We start from the raw sequence: 18,439 nt of genomic DNA, 5'->3' as shown, positions 1-18,439 counted from the left end.
CTCGTTATAGTGTACTCAAACTCTTTTCTCTTCTTTTTATACTACAATTTAAGATTTTCAAATCTAAAGGAACTTGTCGAGGAATTTCGTTCAAATTACATTTTTTTTCTTCAAATCTTTATCAATAAAAAATAATAGGATAAATCCGACAAAATAACATAGTAAATCAATCCACGAAAATGATGTTCCGATGATTATTCGAGCCACTTTGTTATGTCCTAAGCCAATCATTTCTACAAAATTGAAATATTGTAAAATCTCTACAATAAAAGAAAAAATCAACGTAAAAATTGCAATGTTAATCGCTTTTGTGTTGATAAATGCTTTGATAAAATAGTAAATAAAAATCACGACTAAAATATCACCAACAAAAGGACGAATGATTTTGTCTTTGATGTACAACGCAATAATTACTTCAATCAAAAAGATAATAATTGCTATGATGAATGATTTTTTATCGAATTTGAACATTAGATTTTTAATTAATAATTTTAAAATAATCAATAAAAAATAAAGTTAAACTTCCAATAAATAATATGAAACCAACGAGATATAATATAAAATTACTAAAGTTTGTTGGTTGAATTATTTTTAATTTGATTAAACTAAGAATAATTAAAATACTTAATATTAAACTGAAAATAATCAATAAAACTATGATTAGTAAAATATTATTTTTTTCATAAATTGAGTTTACAGAAAATAAAAGAGCAATAGATAAAAAAGTAGAAATCATTAAAAAAAGTACTGCTTTGTCTTTTTTAGAATTATCACTTTTATAACTTGTAACACTGAAAAAATCTAATATAGCTTGTAAAATATCCATTCTTTTTATTTCTAATTTTTAAAAGATTCCTCCATTCGTCGGAATGACATTTACTTGACTGTCGTTGTTGTTATTGTCACTCTGAGCTTGTCGAAGAGTTTTTCTAATTATAGTAAATTATCTACATTATAATAGCTTATCCTTCGACAGGCTCTGGATGACAAGGATAACTTAGAAACTTAAAATTAATTTCTTGAAATCATCTGTTTGTAATAAATCAATAATATTGTTGATATCATCTCCAATCAAACGATCGTCTTCTAATTTTGGACAAACTGAACGAACTTTTGCGAAAACTTCTTCTAAGAATGCACTTGTTTTACGTGGTCTTCTAAATTCTAAACCTTGACAAGCATACATTAATTCGATTGCTAAAACACGTTCTACATTGTCTAAAACTTGGTTGAATTTTCGTCCAGAAATACTTCCCATCGAAACGTGATCTTCTTGCCCTAAAGAAGTCGGAATACTATCTGCCGATGCAGGGAAACACAATGTTTTGTTTTCTGTACAAAGTGCGGCTGAGGTATATTGAGGAATCATGAAACCAGAATTTAAACCAGAGCTTTCGGTTAATAATTTTGGTAAACCATATTTTCCTTCGATCAATAAATATTGACGACGATCCGAAATATTTCCTAATTCTGAAGCTGCAATTGTTGCGTAATCTAACACCATTGCTAATGGTTGTCCGTGGAAGTTTCCACCAGAAATAGCTTCTTCGTCCGAAACAACAATTGGATTATCTGTTACAGAATTTAATTCGATTTCAGCTAATTCTTGTAAATGGAAAAATGCATTTCGTGATGCGCCATGAACTTGAGGCATACAACGCAATGAATATGGATCTTGTACACGACCACATTCTGCGTGAGAGAAAGCAATTTCAGAACCTTTCAATAAATTTCGCATACGTTCTGCAACCAATAAAGTTCCTTTGAATGGACGAACTTGGTGTAATTCTTCTTCGAATGGACGAGGCGAACCTTCGTATGCTTCCAGTGATAAAGCACCCGCAACGTCAGCTAAATTCAATAAATATTCGAATTTTTCTAAGCCATTTAACGCATGAGATAATATGAATTGTGTTCCATTAATTAATCCCAAACCTTCTTTCGCAGAAAGGTGTAAAGGTTGTAAATTGTGTTTGGCTAATGCTTCTTTTGTCGAAACAATTGTATCGCCATCCCAAACTTTTCCTTCACCAATCAATGGCAAAAATAAATGTGATAAAGGCGCTAAATCTCCAGATGCTCCAACAGATCCTTTTTCTGGAACGACTGGAATAATATCTTTTTCAACCATTAATAAAATTCGTTCCACAACATCTAAAGTCACACCAGAATATCCTTTTGATAAAGCATGTGCTTTTGCAATTAACATGGTTTTAGAAATTTCTTTCTTGATTGGATTTCCAACACCAACCGCATGACTGATTAATAAATTATGTTGAAGTTGACGCGTTTCTTCTTCCGAAATTTTAGTGTCGCAAAGTGGTCCAAAACCAGTATTAATTCCATAAACTGTTTGTCCAGAAGCAACTATTTTAGCAACATTTTGTTGCGATTTTAAGATTTGTTGTTTACTCGCTTCATTAAGTTCAATTTCGATGTTTCCTTCTTTGATTCCTTTGTAATCCTCGAACGAAAGAAAATCGATACCGTAAGTTTTCTTGATCATTTTTTCGAATTTGTGATACTTCAAAGATAATCTTTTCATTGATTTGATAAAAGATAGAAATCATTTCAGATGGAATAATTGAGATTTGATAAGGTTTTATAACACTATCTTTTATAAATTTGCAGAAATTTTTATGTAATGTGTGATAAACATCTTCATGACGAAATGGGGGACGACCATATTTCAGCAAACTTAGAAACGCCTTTGAGAGCTGATGCCTTTGAGTTGTCTGCTGAAGAAAAAGTGGAAAAGATAGAAGCGGATTTCCGTAACATCATGGAAACTTTAGGCTTAGATTTAACAGATGATAGTTTGAAAGGAACGCCAAAACGTGTTGCGAAAATGTTCGTAAAAGAAATTTTTGGTGGTTTATTGCCAGAGCGTAAGCCTGGAATGTCAACTTTCGAAAATAAATATAACTACAATCAAATGTTGGTTGAAAAGGATATCGTGGTTTATTCGACTTGCGAGCATCACTTTTTACCAATTGTTGGACGTGCACATGTAGGTTACATCTCGAAAGGGAAAGTAATCGGATTGTCTAAAATGAATCGTATTGTAGAATATTATGCAAAACGTCCGCAAGTACAAGAGCGTTTGACAATGCAAATTGTGAAAGCAATGCAAGAAGCGTTAGGTACAGATGATGTAGCATGTATTATTGATGCGAAACATTTGTGTGTGAATTCGCGCGGAATCAAAGACATCGAATCAAGTACAGTTACTGCCGAATATGGTGGAGCTTTTAAAGACAATGAGCAATTAAGAAAAGAGTTTATTTCGTACATCGGAATGAAAACTACTTTCAATGTTTAAAATATAAATCCTATAAAATGGTAAAAGAAAATCAATTAAAATTACATAATTCCTTAACGGGACAGAAAGAAACGTTCGAACCAATTAATCAAGATAATGTTGGAATGTATGTTTGTGGACCTACCGTTTACAGTAATGTGCATCTTGGGAATGTGCGTACGTTTATGTCATTTGATATGATTTATCGTTACCTAAAATTTTTGGGTTACAAAGTTCGTTATGTTCGTAATATTACGGATGCTGGGCATTTAACAGATGACGGAAATGTAGAAAATGATCGTTTTGTAAAACAATCTAAATTAGAGAAATTAGAACCAATGGAAATCGTACAGAAATATACGGTTGATTTTCATAAAGTTTTAGAGAAATTTAATTTATTACCTCCAACAATCGAGCCTACAGCGACAGGTCATATTTTAGAACAAATTGCTTTAGCGGAGAAATTAATTGATTTAGGATTTGCTTATGAAGTAAACGGATCAGTTTATTTTGATGTAGAAGCTTACAACAAAAAAGGACTTGATTATGGTGAATTGAGTAACCGTAACATCGAAGAATTAATCAATAATACAAGAGATTTAGACGGGCAAGGAGAGAAGAAAAATCCAGTTGATTTTGCACTTTGGAAAAACGCTTCGCCTGCTCACATTATGCGTTGGGCTTCACCTTGGGGTGATGGTTTTCCTGGTTGGCACTTAGAATGTACAGTGATGAGTACAAAATATCTTGGAGATTATTTCGATATTCATGGAGGTGGAATGGATCTTAAATTCCCTCACCACGAATGTGAAATTGCGCAAGCAAAAGGTTCTAACGGTCACGAACCAGTAAAATATTGGATGCATGCAAATATGTTGACGATGAATGGTCAGCGTATGAGTAAATCGACAGGGAATTACATTTTGCCAATGCAATTAGTGAATGGTGAAAATGATTTCTTCGAAAAACCATTTCATCCAGCTGTTGTACGTTTTTGTTTCTTACAAGCGCATTATCGCAGTGTTTTAGATATTTCGAATGATGCAATGTTAGCTTCAGAAAAAGGATATAATCGTTTGGTTGAAGCATTAAAAACATTAGAAACAATTACACCAAAGAAAACTTCTACCGTTAATATTGATGAATTAGAAGCGAAATTATACACTGCAATGGATGATGATTTCAATACACCAATATTGATCGCTCATTTATTTGATGCAGTAAAAATGATTAATTCAATCAAAGATAGTTTTGAGAATATTACAGCAGAAGATTTAGAGCGCTTAAAGGCGATTATGAATGGTTTTGTTCATGATGTTTTAGGTTTGGATACAGAAGCTGCAAACGAAAGTTCTGACAAATTAGATGGTGTAGTAAAAATGCTAATCGAAATGCGTAATCAGGCACGTGTGGATAAAAATTGGGCTTTATCAGATCAGATTCGTGATCAATTAAGTGTATTAGGTATCCAACTAAAAGATGGCGCTGACGGAACAACTTTCACTTTTTAAGAAAGATTTATAAAATATTTAACCCACTTAGAAATAAGTGGGTTTTTTCATTATACATTATTTTATTTAACAATTTATTTAGATATTTTAAGTTTTTTTCTCATATTTGTAATAATTAGCACTAAAAATTAACACAATATGAGGAGAAGATTTACTTCTTTGGGCATTCTATCAATGTTTTTGATGGGAAGTTTGGCTTATGCCCAAGTTAAAGGAGTCTTAAAAGACTCGAATGGTTTTCCAATGGATGAAGTTGAGGTGATTGTTACAAGAACAGGCGCTTCAGTATTCACTGATGTGGAAGGAAATTTTAATGTAGACGCCAAAGTTGGTGATATATTAAAAATTATTGACTCTAATGGAGAAGAAAAAACGATAAAAGTTACTTCTACAACATTGGGAGATGTGAAGTTTATTACAAAAGCATCTAGTAGTATTGAATTAAATACTGTTACTTTAGTAGGAGGAATCAAGATGGATGCAGCTCAAAAAATTGGAGCTTATGATATTGTAAAAAAAGAAGATTTTGAATTAGCTCCAACTGCTTCAATAGATGAAGTGTTGAATGGACGAGTATCTGGGCTTGTTTTTTCTACTAACTCTGGAGATCCTGGATCTACAAATATTATTACAATTAGAGGGGTAGGTTCTTTGATTGGAACGCCTAATCCCTTATATGTAATTGATGGGATTGTTGTAGGTAAAGGTTCAGATAATGCAGGTTTAATGGAATCATGGAATCCATTAGCAGCTATTGATCCTAATATGATAGAATCTGTTGCAGTTTTGAAGGATGCTTCAGCTACAGCTCTGTATGGAGCACGGGGAGCAAATGGAGTTATTGTTGTAACTACAAAAAGGGGAAAATATAATCAAAAGACAAGATTTAATATAGGTACTGATATGGCATTTCAGTCTATTGCTTATGATAAGCAAGAATGGATGAGTGCTTCTGAATATATTAAGTGGGGAGGATTGATGGAATATAATTCAGGATCATTTACTTCGATGGATGATGCTGTAAAGGCTTTTTCAACTCTTGTTAGTTATGATGGAGTGACAGATGAAAATTGGCAGAAACGTGTTCAACGTAATACAGCTTCTGTTAAGACTTATAATTTTGCAATGACAGGAGGAGGAGAGAATACTTCTTATAGATTTGGAGCTTCTTATTACGAGAATAATCCTTTGATTTTAAATTCATATTTTGATAGAATGAGTTTAAGTACTGCAATTGATCATAAAATAGAAGATAAATTTACTTTTGGATTAAATGTTAATTATACAAATGTTAAACGAAATTCTATAGATGATGGTGGAGCTTATAGAAATCCTTGGTTAACGAATTGGTATATATCTCCAATTTATCCAGCATATAATGCAGATGGTACTTATAATCAAGATAATTTAGGACCTAGTAATAGTAATTTTAATCCTCTAGCTATTCAGGAGATGGATTTTACTAAAGGTCGTATTGAAACTTTTTTAGGATCCGTTAATGGAGAGTGGCAGTTTGCTAAAGATTTCTATTTGTATTCTTTATTTGGAGCACAAAGTCAGAAATTAGAAGAGAAAATGTACTGGGATCCTCGTATTGCAGATGGATTAACATATGGAGGAGTAGTTCAGCAATCCTTTACAAATATTTTTGATTGGAACTGGCAAAATTCTGTTAGTTTTAGAAAAAAAGTGAATGATAGACATGATATTCAAGCCTATGTAGGAATGGAGTATCAAGAGCATAATTATACAATTTCGTCAGCATCTGTAGGTAAATTATCAGAACCTAGACCTTTTTTAACATATGGAACAGAAAGAAGAAGTGCAGATGAAGATGTATTAAAATGGACTCAAATCTCGTACTTTTCAAGATTAAATTATATTTTGGATGGGAAGTATACATTTTCTGCTCAGTTAAGAAGAGATTCAAATTCGACATTAGGAAAGTTTAAAAAATCTGGAGTATTTTGGTCTGTAGGAGGGGCTTGGAATGTAACAAAAGACTGGGATTCATCACCCTTTAGTAAGTTGATTTTAAGAGCGAATTATGGTGAAATAGGGAATATTCCATATGCGGACTCATGGGGAAGTGTGTATAATTCATTGAATTTGTTAGGAATAAGTAGTTATACAGGAGATGATGCTACAATTTATTTAAGTAATGCTAAGAATGATAATTTAGCTTGGGAAGTAAGTAAACAGTTTAATGTAGGTCTAGATTTTGGTTTTATTAAAGATAAATTAACACTTTCAGTAGATGCTTATCAAAGAAAAACAGCATCTGCTATATATACTACTCCAATAGCACCTCAAAATGGAAGTCCAGGAAGTTTTTTGACTAATATTGGAGAAATAACGAATAGAGGAGTTGAGTTGAGTTTTAATTATTTACCTGTAAATGGAGAACATTTTAGATGGAATATTTATGGAAATGCTTCTTATAATAAAAATAAAGTTACAAAACTTGCAAATCCTGATCAAATAGATAGATCGAGTTTAAGAGCTCTTAGTGTAGGTAAAGAATACTTACAATATTATACATATGAATGGGCTGGAGTAGATGAAGCAACAGGGTATGGAACTATCTGGAAGGATGAATCAAGAACTGAAAAAGTTATTTTAGATAATGCTAGTAAATATAGTCAAGCAAGTAGAATTTGGCAAAAAGATTCTCCATTTCCAAAATATTTAGCAAGTTTAAAAAATGATTTCACATATAAAGGCTTTACTCTTTCTGTATTCTTTACAGGACAGTTCAAGTTTTCTGTCATGAATCGTTGGCAGAATTATGTTACAAGTGATGGTAATAGCATTTATTATAATCAAACTAAAGATGTTTTATATAACTCTTGGACAGAAACAAATACAAAAGCAGATAATCCAAAACAAATGTTATTCAACACAACAGGATCTTATGAGCCTTCTACTCGTTGGTTGAGAAAAGGAGATCATATTCGATTAAAAGATATAAAATTTGCATATAGTTTTAATGATCTCTTTAAGAAAAGTACGGGTATAGATAATTTCACAATTTATGCAAAAGGAACAAACTTATGGATTTATGTTTTTGATAAAGACTTAACTTTTGATCCTGAGTCTAATTCAAATGCAGCAGGAGGTGCTTATGGAAAGGGAATGTATGATTACACATCTCCTATTATGAAAAGTGTATCATTAGGTATTTCTATTGACTTTTAAAAAATAAAAAAATGAAAAAACATATTTATAGATTATTATTTATTGTACCTATTCTATTGAGTTCTTGTAGTGAGGATAGACTTGATCTTATACCTGAGGTAGGGGACGTCTATGATGGTAATTTAAAGAACGAAGATCAAATGGCTCAGGTTGTGCAAGGTATTTATCCAAAATTAGGTAGTGGATCTAATTTTGGAGCAGATATTTTAATACAAGGAGAACTGTTATCAGATAATATTTTTGTATCGAATGCTGCAGGAGATATAGCCTATGTTAATACTGCTGCTTTTGCGTGGCATTCAGGTAATTCTCCATTTGGACAATATAGAGGTTTATATGAAGTCGTTCAGCAAGCCAATTTAGTATTGAATGATACAAATGTTCCGATAAATGATAATGTCTTAAGTTTGAAAGGAGAGGCTAAAATAGCAAGAGCATTAGCAATGTTCTACCTTGTACAAGGTTTTTCTCCAAACCCTACATCTGGTGTTAATCAAGAATATGGTATTCCTATTAAAAACGATATTTACGATCCTCAAAAAACAGTTGGTAGGTCAACTATCGATGAAGTATATGATTTTATTATTAGAGATTTAACCGAAGGAATTGAAGGGATGGCTAATTCAAGTCGTCAGGATAAAATTTATTTAAGTGCAACTGCAGGAAAGTATTTGTTGTCTAAAGTATATTTAACTAGAGGTAAGTCTGGAGACTATCAAAAATCAATTGATTTAGTTGATGATATTTTAAAGTCATCATCAAATTTTTCAATGATAGAAGCTAGTGGTTTAGTTAATTATTTTACTTCAAAAGAAATAAGTTTGTTAGAAAATCAACCAGAAACAATTTTTGAAATTTCTCAAACATCTATATCTAATTTAGGAATTAATACTCATCCTGGTCAGTATTATACCTTCAATGCATCTAAAAGAAGGTTGATGATGAGAACATCTTTATACAATACTATGAATAGTACTAAAGATGTACGACTTTCTTTGTTTCAAACAGCTCAAGCTCCTACTGTAGATGATCCAAAAGGTGTTTGGTTAAAAAAGGTTCCTCAGTCAACATCTGAAGGGGCTAATACAGCAAATGTAAAAGTATTTCGTATGACTGAACTATTATTCATTAAAATGGAAGCGCTAGCGAAGTTAGGAAGAAAGTCTGAAGCATTAACTTTATTAAACGAGTTTGCATTAACAAGAAAAAGTTCAGTTTATAAAGGAGATGATATTATTACTGATATTTTAACTGAGAAACAAAAAGAATTTATTGGAGAAGGACTGAGGTTTTATGATTTAAAAAGAAATAATTTGCCTATTGTTAAAACTTCAAATTGTAATGGAAATATTTGCGAAGTTTCTGCAAATGATAAGTTGTTTGTTTTTCCTATTCCAATTGGAGAATTAGATAGAGCTCCTGAGATGAAGCAATATCCAGGTTGGTAATAAACTAACGAATTAAACATTTTTATAACATTTGCCCACTTAGAAATAAGTGGGTTTTTTTGTATCTCTCAATTTTAGATTACTTTTGTAAGGATTTATTCAACAGGATGAAAAAAACAATCATTGGTTTATTTTTATTAGGAGCTATTGTAGCGCAGGCTCAAGAGGATTCGATAAAAGTTTTAAAACCATTAAAAGGATCATCAACAAATGATTCGGTTACATATTATAAAACCAAAATTGACGATTATAAGTTTTGGACAAATGGTAGAAAACCAGAAGTATTGGATACGACATTAAGTATCAAAAACTATTATAATCAAAATTTTATTCGTAAAGATGCGTTCGGAAAATTATTTTTCCCGAATGTTGGAGGTGTAGTGGTGGATTTGGAGTATCAAAATACACCATTCAATCCTTCGATGTTACCAACTGGTAAAAAATACAACTATTATTACGCAAATGATATCAAATATTATGATGTCAAAACGCCATATACTGAGTTTATTTACGAGAATGGGGTAAAAGAAGGTAACTTTCTGTCTTCGACATTTTCGCATAATATCAACAAGCAATTCAATTATACGTTTCATTATCGTGGATTAATTTCCGAAGGTCGTTATAAACATGAAAAAGCGCAGAATAATACCTTTGTTTTTTCATCAAATTATAAAACAAAGTCAGAACGTTTTAAATTGTGGTGGAATTATGCAGCACAAAATCTGAAAAATAATGAAAACGGTGGAATAGAGGATATCAACGATTTTATTTTGCAAGATGATCGCAGAATGACGAATGTTCGTAATATTCCGGTGAATTCGCAAACAGCAAAATCTGAGTTTGATGCGCGTCGAATTGAATTGAATGCTTCGTACGGAATCTTAAAAAAGATGAATGAAAAAGATTCGACTTTTTATAATCCAATCGAATTGAAGAATAAATTTTCGTACGAAAAACAAAAGTATCGATACGAGGATACGTCACCAAACGGAACTTTATATTCTACGCCGATTATTACTGGAATGGATTATAGAAGTAAAAAGAGTTTTACAGATTTATCCAATACGACAACTGCTGGTTTTCAGTGGACAGATCGTGTGAAGATAGAGGCTGGTGTTAAATTCCAAAATTTACGCGTTTTTGCTGATCAAGCCATGACTATTGTTGCAGTTCCAAAGCAAATAGAGGAAAATCTTTTTGGAGTTGTTGGAAAAGTGGATTTTGATTGGAATGAAAAGTTGAAACTTTACGGAAATGTTGAATATTTGCAATCTGATAATTACAAAAGTGTTTATAATGTAGATGCAGTTTTAGATGTGACGCCGATAGAAGGTTATACATTGAGCGCAGGAGCGGTTATTCAGTCAAAACTTCCTTCGTTGAATGCGGTTTATAATCAAAGTTTCTTTAATAATTTTAATTACGTTAATCAATTTGAAACTGAAAATGTTCAAAATTTATTTGCAAAATTAAAGTTAGATAAAGTCAACACGACGTTAGAAGCCTCAATTTATAATATTGACAATAAAGTGTATTTGAATGATATTTTGAATTATGAGCAATTGGCGGATAATATCAATTATTTCAAGATAAAAGGTGAAAATCATTTACGTTTCGGAAAGATTAATTTAGTTTCGACAGCGCAATATCAAAAAGTAACGAAAAACGAAGAGTATATGCCTTTGCCAGATTTCTTGATTCGTGAAACATTGTATTGGCAAGGAGAATTATTCAACAAGAATGCTCAACTGCAAGCTGGTATTAATGCAACATATTTTACAAAATATAATGGTCTGCGTTACATCCCGATTCTGAACGAATTTGCATTGCAAGATCCAGCAAGTATACAAGAGATTGGAGGTTATCCTATTTTGGATGTTTTTATCAATTTCAAGGTTCGTAATATGCGTTTTTACATTCGTGGTGAGCATATCAATGCATCGTTTACAAAACAACCTGATTATTTTGCAGCGCCAAATGTTCCGTACCGAGATTTCAAGTTTCAACTTGGCTTGAAATGGAATATTTTCAGTTAAAATAATTACAAATTATATAGAAAAACGACTTCAAGATGAGGTCGTTTTTTTTTGTCTAAAATCATTTGTGTAGAATAATTCTAAATAGTTATTTTTAGAAAAATTTTATACATGAAAAAATTCCTACTTTTATTTTGTTTGATTTTCTCTCAAATCGGTTTTTCTCAAGAGAAATTATCAATTGCTGAAATCCAAAAAATAAATTCCAAAATCTTAAATACTGAACGAGAAATTTGGGTGAATCTTCCCGAATCGTATTATAATAATAAACTTCAAAAAGTAAATTATCCTGTGATTTATGTGTTAGATGCCGAATCTAATTTTACGTTTTTAACAGGCGTAGTTTCTAAGTTTCAATCGGGATTTTATCCAGAAATGTCTGAATCGATCATTGTCGGAATTACGAATAAAAATGGTGATCGAACAAAAGATTTTACACATGTAAATGATGTTAATTTTCTGAATTTTATTCAAAATGAATTGTTTCCTTTTATGCAGAAAAATTATCGTGTGAATGATTTTCGTTTGTTAATTGGACATTCTTTAGGTGGATATTTTGCGTTGAAAACCTTGTACAACCATCCCAAAACTTTCAATGGATATGTTGCGCACGATCCAAGTGTTTGGTTTAATGACAAAGAATTATTGAATCTTTATCAAAATTTAGAAAATCATTCTTTCGAGAATCGATTCTTCATGATAACACAAGTTGGTGAAAGTCAAAATGCAGATCATTTACGAGACCATTATCAAAGTATAAAAAAGGTGGACGAACGTTTGAAATCATCAAAGAATAAATCATTGAATTATCATTACAAACAATATATTGACGAAGAACATGGTTCGGTTCCGATGATTGGCTCGATTGATTATTTGCGTTGGCAGTTTGATGGTTATCGTGTGAATATTAAAGAGATTCCGAATCAACCAAATTTGGTGAAGGATTCTTTTGAAACGATTTCTAGAAAATTGAATTATTCTTTTCAACCAACAGAAACGTATATCAATAATGTTGCAAATTATCTGGTAAAACAAAAGAAAAATGATTTAGCAAAACAGTTTTTTGAACAAAATGTGAAAAATTTTCCTGAAAGTTTACAAGCAAAAGAAGAGTTAGAAAAATTCTTAAATCTATAATAATTTGTTTTTTTTGTTATTTATTTATAGTTTTAGAATATTGATCAATACTAATTTATTAACATTTTAAAATTTAAGCATGAGAAAAATCTTATTAGCAAGTGCTTTTGCACTTTTTGGAACTTTTGCAATGGCAAATGAGGTAGAATTAAAAAATGATAATTCTGAAATTACATCATTAATTGATGATTGTTATTACTATGAGTATGAGGAAGAGTCATTTACTCTTTATTCTGATGGTAGTTGGGAATATGAATACTACTTTGAATCAGGTATATACTGTGATTAATTAGTTTAATCTACTAATAGTTTTAAGGGCCTTTAATAAAAAACAATGAAAATGTATACAGTATTAGTTATTTTAACGTTAATGAACGGATGTTCAGATAAGAAAGCTTTAACAGAAAATGAATTAAATTCAAATAGTATTTCTACTAATGAAATTAAAATGAAAAATGATAAACAAAATATTGGGATTATCAAAAATTCTTATACAATAGAATATGTAGAAACAGTAAAAATAGATGAGGCCAAGGTTGCACAATTACCAGTGCATGCACAGCAAATGATAAAAGATAGACTGTCTAAGCCAAGATACAGTGTTTTGGAAACAAATGGAAATGAATCTATTTATAAGACTTTAGCAACTGAAGATGATAAAAACAATAACCAAGTAGAAAATACGAACGGAAACAAAAGAATTGTAAAAAACACGACCATTTCATTTGTAAGTGATGTATTTTATAAAAATTTGGAAACATCAACTATCTATAAAACAACTGAAATAAAAGGCGAAAAACTTACAGTAATGCAAAAGAGTGATTTGCAAAATTTATGGAAAATTACCAATGAAACAAAATCAGTTGGAGGATATACTGCCCAAAAAGCGACTTTGGATGACCCTAAATTAGGACAAGTTACGGCATGGTATCTTTCTGAGATAGCAATAACAGATGGGCCTGAAATTTTTAATGGTTTACCAGGATTAATAGTAGAAGTAGAAACAGATAAGAAATACATTACTTTAAAATCTATTAATAAAGCAGAAAAAGAAATACAGCTTCCATCATTTTCTAATGTCTTAACGACGCAAGAGTATTCAAAGAAAATGGAAGAACTGAAGCAGTCTTCTATTTCATCAAAAATAGAAAATTCGTCAGGTGTAAAAACAAATAGAATCGTTATTAAAAGTGAATAAAAATAGATGAAAAAAATAGTTTATTTTAAGTTCTTTTTTTTCATCAGTTCGTTACTATTTGCTCAAAATTTGTCTATAAATGGTTATGTAAAAGATAATAACTCCGAACCACTACATAATGCAGTGGTTCAGTTATTTTTAGACGATACGTTTAAAGGTTTTAAAAAAACAAATAGTCAAGGTTTTTTTAATTTTATCAATTTAGAAAAAGGAGTATATACACTAAAAGTTAATGTGCTTAATTATTCTCAATATCAAGAAAATATCGAACTAAATGAAGGTAAATCTATCGAAATATTTTTATCAGAAGAACTTGTTAAATTAGAAGAAGTAATTATTAACAACAAAAGCTTTGGTAAAGTAAAAGAAGATACTATACAATATAATTTAGCAGCAATAAGAACTGGTAATGAAAGAACTTTAGGCGACTTAATAGAAAAGTTGCCTGGATTGCAAATTGATGAAAATGGCGTAGTATATTATCAAGGTAAAAAAATGGATAATATTTTGATTGATGGTGCAGAATTTTTTGGAAACAAACATCAATTAGCAACAAAGAATATTACCGATGAAATGATAGAAGGTATTGATTTGATTTCTAATTACCAACCTAATGATATATTAAAAAGCTTTAGTTCTGGAGGAAAAAAAGTATTAAATATTAAACTAAAAGAAAATTATCAAAATACAATATCTGGGAACGCTTCTTTTGCGTTAGGTAATGATTTTAATACAAATAATAGAATAAACTTATTCAATTTCAATAAAAAAGGCAATATCGCTTTTATCAATCATTACAATACAATAGGAGAAGTCGCTATGACGATGGAAGATTATTTTGAGTTGAACCAAACCATTAAAAGAAATGGTAATGGTGTGTCTAAAATAGATGAAAAGGATATTCCCAGTTTTCTTAGAGAACAACGGAATTTTTATGATCGTAAAAACTTCTTTTCATCACTAAATTATAATCAGAAAATTAACGACAAATTATTAATTAAAAATTATACTTTATTTGATTTTAATACTTCGATTAAAAGACAAGATACATACAAAAATTATGGGATTTTCAAATTAAATGAAATTCAGCAAATTGATGAAAAACCCTATTTTGTTCAAAATGTATTCAATTTGGATTGGAAAATTAACAAAAATAATTACGTAGTATTAGATTCAAAATTTGGTTATACTCAAAACACAATAGATTCTGATATTAATCAAAATTTATATTCTGAAAATAGTAAAGAACAAAATTTTATTCAGAAATTAAATTGGTTTAATGTTTTAAATGATAATTTATTGGGAGAATTGACATTAGATTTTAATTCTCAAACAAAAAATTATCTAATAACAGAACAAGAAGAAATTAATACGAACCAATCAAAATTTAATCTTTATAAAATCGGGTACTCAGTAAAATCTTCAAAAAATAAATTTACATATAATTATTATACCAATACATCATTACAAAATTATAATTTATCAACCTTAATAAATCAAAAAAATAAAGAAGAAAATAGATTGTTTAATGCAGTAATAGGAGGTGTGTTTAGTTATTTATACAATAAAAATCTTTTAATATCTTCAAGTTTAATTGTTAATTACTATAATTCTAATCAAAAATCATTAGAACAAAATTTTAGTATTTCTCCAGTAGTATCTCTTGCATATACATTAAATAAAGGAGGAAAATTAACCTTAAAGTATTCCTATTTAGATGCCGGAATTCCAACTTTAGATTTTCTAAATACCTACGAAAGAAGAGTAGATTATTTAACAATATTAGACCAATCATCAATAGACGAACTATTTATAAAAAGAACAAACAGTGTGTCGATAAATTATTTAAAACTAAATCTAAGTAAAGGAAGAACATTTTTTGTAAATGTAAGTTATGATCAAAATAAAAATGATATAGCTGAAGATATACGTTATCAAAATAATTTAATTTACAAAGCGTTTTTTAAGGCAGAACAAACAGATAATTTGTTACTTTTTATTAATTATGATTATATTTTTAATAAAATTCCCATAGCTTTTAAAGCGAATGGAATTCTTAATTATACAGAAAATGTTCAGAAAATTAATAATGAATTAAATAATCTTTATTCAACTAATTTTAATCTAAAAACTAATTTTACATCAAGATTTAAGTCAAATTTACAAGTTTATTATAAAAACACATTCCAAGTGTTTGTTAATGATAATAAGAAAATTGATAGACAAAATATATTTACTATAAAAAATGATTTTGGAGTTACTTACAATTACAAGAATGCTAAAATTAAAGTAGGAGTTTTAAATGATAATCAAATTATTAAAAATATAGAAGTAATAAAAAATACAAACTGGAACTTTTACACTGAAATTGATTATAAATTAAAAAATTTTGATCTATTTATTCAAGGATTTAATTTTATTAATCTTAATCAAAATTCTATGTTAAAAAATATTTCTACAACAGATTATCAAGGTTACGTAAATCTTAAAACTTTATCTGGATATTTAATGGGAGGTATAAGATTTAATTTATAAAAGACTATTTTTAGTAGAATTATCATCAACTTGGTATAAGCAAAGAATAATTTCTATCTTAGTAAAAACAATCTTCATGAAACGATTTATTATCTTATCAACCTTTATATCATCTACAGTTTTTGCGCAAGAATTACACTTAGATCAAGCCAAAAAAATATTTGAATTACCAACGCATTGTATCAAGACTGAGTATCCTAATAAACTAGGAAATGTTTTGGGAAGTGATCAGGATTTGAAAACGCCAAAGCAGTTGCGTCCAATTTTTTATGGTTGTTTTGATTGGCATTCGTCTGTACATGGATTTTGGTCGATTGTGAAATTGATGAAAGATTTTCCTGAATTGGATCAAAATAATCAGGTTAGAAATGAGTTAAATCAATTGATTACAGCAGAAAATGTTGCGGTCGAAATGGCCTTTTTCAATGATAAAAATAACAAGAATTTCGAACGTACTTATGGTTGGGCATGGTTGTTACAATTGCAAATGGAATTGAATAATTGGCAAGATAAAGATGCACAAGTTTGGGCAAAAAATCTGAAACCTTTGAGTGATTTGATTATTGTTCGATACAAAGAATATTTGCCGAAATTGGTTTATCCAATTCGTACAGGAACGCATGACAATACGGCGTTTGGTTTGAGTTTAGCGATAGATTATGCACGTTCTGTGAATGATAAAACATTCGAAAAAGTGATTATTGATAATGCTAATCGTCTTTATTTAAAAGATAAAAGTTGCAATATTGCTTTCGAACCAAGTGGATCAGATTTTCTTTCTGCTTGTTTGGAAGAAGCTTTGTTGATGTCTAAAATTCATCCGCATGATGAATATAAAAAATGGCTGAAAGGATTTTTGCCTCAGTTACAAAAAAAGAATTTTGACTTGAAACCTGGTGTAGTTTCGGATCGTACAGATGGACATTTGGTGCATTTGGATGGATTGAATTTTAGTCGTGCAACGGCTTTGTATCAAATCGAACATAAATTGCCAGAGTTAAAACATTTGAATAAAATTGCGCAAAATCATCTCAATTATTCCTTAAATAATATTACAAATGACGATTATATGGGAAGTCATTGGTTGGGAACTTTTGCACTTTATGCGCTGAAAACGAAGCATGAAACAGAAAAATAGTTACGAATAATCTTTCTTAATCTAGTTTAAGATTTTTGAAGAAGCATTAATTTAGTTTTGTCGTATATAATAATTTATACTTATGACAAAACAAGGACTTCCTCAGCTTTTTTTAAGAATAGCTTTGGCTTTTTCCATGCTTTCAGCAGTTGCTGACCGTTTTGGAATTTGGACTGAAAACGTGTCTTGGGGGAATTGGGCATCTTTTGAAGATTATACTCGTACGTTAACTTTTTTTCTTCCAAAATATTTAAGTGAATTAGGAGCCTATGGTGCGACATTTTTAGAAATTCTATTTTCTATTTTATTATTAATAGGATTTAAAACAAGGATTACAGCACTAGGTACATTTTTACTTTTAACAATTTTTGCATTAGCTATGTCTATTGCCTTTGGTGTAAAAGCTACTTTTGATTATTCTGTTTGGACAAGTGCGACAGCAGCACTTTTACTTGCTGTACAATCTCAGTATTTATTTAGTATTGATCAATTAATGATTAATAAAAATGTTGTAGATTGAAAATTAGCTAATAATAGGGATTTTATAACGATAGAATTGAATCTAAATTTGTTTCAAACAAAACTAATACGAAACATTAAATTTTAATTCTATGAAAAAATATTTTTATATCGTCATCGCAATTTTAGGTCTTGCAGCATTCGGATTTAGTCAATATTCGAAAAGTCAATTAGAAGATCAATTGGCTAAAACTGGGAAATGCGTAGAAGGTGTTGTTGTGGAAACTAGCGGAACATTTAAACGTCCGAAAGCAACGATACAATATCCTGTAAATGATGAAGTTTATGAAGTTACTTTACGATCTAGAGCAGATGTGGATGAAGTTGTATTGATGAAATATGATACGCTGAATCCAGAAGAAGTGTTGCTTGTAGATAATTGTAATTAATTATAGTCTCAAGTTTAAATGAAAAATCC

The 18,439-nt window shown here is 30.0% G+C and carries 15 protein-coding genes; 12 read left to right on the top strand and 3 right to left on the bottom strand.

The window, feature by feature from the left end; all coding sequences use genetic code 11:
* Positions 1 to 90: 90 nt before the first annotated feature.
* The 3 genes from HXZ74_RS15710 to hutH form a co-directional block, all read right to left on the bottom strand.
* Positions 91 to 471 carry a ribosomal maturation YjgA family protein gene (locus HXZ74_RS15710; protein WP_286476269.1) on the bottom strand — a complete coding sequence of 127 codons (381 nt, stop codon included), beginning with the start codon at positions 469 to 471 and terminating at the stop codon, positions 91 to 93.
* A gap of 7 nt (positions 472 to 478) precedes the next feature.
* Positions 479 to 826 carry a hypothetical protein gene (locus HXZ74_RS15705; protein WP_280063233.1) on the bottom strand — a complete coding sequence of 116 codons (348 nt, stop codon included), beginning with the start codon at positions 824 to 826 and terminating at the stop codon, positions 479 to 481.
* Positions 827 to 997: 171 nt separating this feature from the next.
* Positions 998 to 2,545 carry a histidine ammonia-lyase gene (hutH, locus tag HXZ74_RS15700; RefSeq protein ID WP_407932368.1) on the bottom strand — a complete coding sequence of 516 codons (1,548 nt, stop codon included), beginning with the start codon at positions 2,543 to 2,545 and terminating at the stop codon, positions 998 to 1,000.
* A gap of 99 nt (positions 2,546 to 2,644) precedes the next feature.
* On the opposite strand from hutH, the gene folE reads away from it, so the two are divergent.
* The 12 genes from folE to HXZ74_RS15640 all read left to right on the top strand — a co-directional run bounded on the left by folE (position 2,645) and on the right by HXZ74_RS15640 (position 18,410).
* Positions 2,645 to 3,322, top strand: coding sequence for a GTP cyclohydrolase I FolE (gene folE / locus HXZ74_RS15695; protein ID WP_114997904.1), 678 nt, complete (start codon positions 2,645 to 2,647; stop codon positions 3,320 to 3,322).
* A gap of 17 nt (positions 3,323 to 3,339) precedes the next feature.
* The gene (cysS, locus tag HXZ74_RS15690; RefSeq protein ID WP_280063232.1) at positions 3,340 to 4,812 is read left to right on the top strand and encodes a cysteine--tRNA ligase; all 1,473 of its coding nucleotides are present in this window, start codon (positions 3,340 to 3,342) and stop codon (positions 4,810 to 4,812) included.
* A gap of 138 nt (positions 4,813 to 4,950) precedes the next feature.
* Positions 4,951 to 8,010: a SusC/RagA family TonB-linked outer membrane protein gene (locus HXZ74_RS15685; RefSeq protein ID WP_280063231.1), complete on the top strand. Its 3,060-nt coding sequence runs from the start codon at positions 4,951 to 4,953 to the stop codon at positions 8,008 to 8,010.
* Between the two features lie 11 nt (positions 8,011 to 8,021).
* Entirely contained in the window at positions 8,022 to 9,458 is a 1,437-nt protein-coding gene (locus HXZ74_RS15680; RefSeq protein ID WP_280063230.1) for a RagB/SusD family nutrient uptake outer membrane protein, read from the top strand.
* Positions 9,459 to 9,565: 107 nt separating this feature from the next.
* On the top strand, positions 9,566 to 11,494 hold the full coding sequence (locus HXZ74_RS15675) for a putative porin (RefSeq protein WP_280063229.1): 1,929 nt from the start codon (positions 9,566 to 9,568) through the stop codon (positions 11,492 to 11,494).
* Positions 11,495 to 11,605: 111 nt separating this feature from the next.
* Positions 11,606 to 12,631, top strand: coding sequence for an alpha/beta hydrolase (locus HXZ74_RS15670; RefSeq protein ID WP_286476267.1), 1,026 nt, complete (start codon positions 11,606 to 11,608; stop codon positions 12,629 to 12,631).
* 79 nt (positions 12,632 to 12,710) lie between these two features.
* Positions 12,711 to 12,920, top strand: coding sequence for a hypothetical protein (locus HXZ74_RS15665; protein WP_219033824.1), 210 nt, complete (start codon positions 12,711 to 12,713; stop codon positions 12,918 to 12,920).
* A 51-nt stretch (positions 12,921 to 12,971) separates the two neighbouring features.
* Positions 12,972 to 13,829: a GLPGLI family protein gene (locus tag HXZ74_RS15660; RefSeq protein WP_185144215.1), complete on the top strand. Its 858-nt coding sequence runs from the start codon at positions 12,972 to 12,974 to the stop codon at positions 13,827 to 13,829.
* Positions 13,830 to 13,835: 6 nt separating this feature from the next.
* Positions 13,836 to 16,364, top strand: coding sequence for a TonB-dependent receptor (locus HXZ74_RS15655; RefSeq protein WP_280037251.1), 2,529 nt, complete (start codon positions 13,836 to 13,838; stop codon positions 16,362 to 16,364).
* A 76-nt stretch (positions 16,365 to 16,440) separates the two neighbouring features.
* Positions 16,441 to 17,502, top strand: coding sequence for a DUF2891 domain-containing protein (locus HXZ74_RS15650; protein WP_286476265.1), 1,062 nt, complete (start codon positions 16,441 to 16,443; stop codon positions 17,500 to 17,502).
* 82 nt (positions 17,503 to 17,584) lie between these two features.
* Positions 17,585 to 18,022: a DoxX family membrane protein gene (locus tag HXZ74_RS15645; RefSeq protein ID WP_219035384.1), complete on the top strand. Its 438-nt coding sequence runs from the start codon at positions 17,585 to 17,587 to the stop codon at positions 18,020 to 18,022.
* Between the two features lie 91 nt (positions 18,023 to 18,113).
* Positions 18,114 to 18,410 carry a hypothetical protein gene (locus tag HXZ74_RS15640; RefSeq protein WP_038335098.1) on the top strand — a complete coding sequence of 99 codons (297 nt, stop codon included), beginning with the start codon at positions 18,114 to 18,116 and terminating at the stop codon, positions 18,408 to 18,410.
* Positions 18,411 to 18,439 lie beyond the last annotated feature (29 nt).

Source organism: Empedobacter sp. R750 (assembly GCF_030324345.1).
Classification (GTDB): Bacteria; Bacteroidota; Bacteroidia; order Flavobacteriales; family Weeksellaceae; genus Empedobacter; species Empedobacter falsenii_C.
Note: the sequence above shows the minus strand (reverse complement) of the source record. Positions and strands in the feature narration are given on the sequence as shown.

Excerpts from the sequence above, each read along its gene's own strand:
- HXZ74_RS15710 (WP_286476269.1), bottom strand. The coding sequence starts at position 471 with ATGTTCAAATTCGATAAAAAATCATTCATCATAGCAATTATTATCTTT.
- HXZ74_RS15705 (WP_280063233.1), bottom strand. The coding sequence starts at position 826 with ATGGATATTTTACAAGCTATATTAGATTTTTTCAGTGTTACAAGTTAT.
- hutH (WP_407932368.1), bottom strand. The coding sequence starts at position 2,545 with ATGAAAAGATTATCTTTGAAGTATCACAAATTCGAAAAAATGATCAAG.
- folE (WP_114997904.1), top strand. The coding sequence starts at position 2,645 with ATGTGTGATAAACATCTTCATGACGAAATGGGGGACGACCATATTTCA.
- cysS (WP_280063232.1), top strand. The coding sequence starts at position 3,340 with ATGGTAAAAGAAAATCAATTAAAATTACATAATTCCTTAACGGGACAG.
- HXZ74_RS15685 (WP_280063231.1), top strand. The coding sequence starts at position 4,951 with ATGAGGAGAAGATTTACTTCTTTGGGCATTCTATCAATGTTTTTGATG.
- HXZ74_RS15680 (WP_280063230.1), top strand. The coding sequence starts at position 8,022 with ATGAAAAAACATATTTATAGATTATTATTTATTGTACCTATTCTATTG.
- HXZ74_RS15675 (WP_280063229.1), top strand. The coding sequence starts at position 9,566 with ATGAAAAAAACAATCATTGGTTTATTTTTATTAGGAGCTATTGTAGCG.
- HXZ74_RS15670 (WP_286476267.1), top strand. The coding sequence starts at position 11,606 with ATGAAAAAATTCCTACTTTTATTTTGTTTGATTTTCTCTCAAATCGGT.
- HXZ74_RS15665 (WP_219033824.1), top strand. The coding sequence starts at position 12,711 with ATGAGAAAAATCTTATTAGCAAGTGCTTTTGCACTTTTTGGAACTTTT.
- HXZ74_RS15660 (WP_185144215.1), top strand. The coding sequence starts at position 12,972 with ATGTATACAGTATTAGTTATTTTAACGTTAATGAACGGATGTTCAGAT.
- HXZ74_RS15655 (WP_280037251.1), top strand. The coding sequence starts at position 13,836 with ATGAAAAAAATAGTTTATTTTAAGTTCTTTTTTTTCATCAGTTCGTTA.
- HXZ74_RS15650 (WP_286476265.1), top strand. The coding sequence starts at position 16,441 with ATGAAACGATTTATTATCTTATCAACCTTTATATCATCTACAGTTTTT.
- HXZ74_RS15645 (WP_219035384.1), top strand. The coding sequence starts at position 17,585 with ATGACAAAACAAGGACTTCCTCAGCTTTTTTTAAGAATAGCTTTGGCT.
- HXZ74_RS15640 (WP_038335098.1), top strand. The coding sequence starts at position 18,114 with ATGAAAAAATATTTTTATATCGTCATCGCAATTTTAGGTCTTGCAGCA.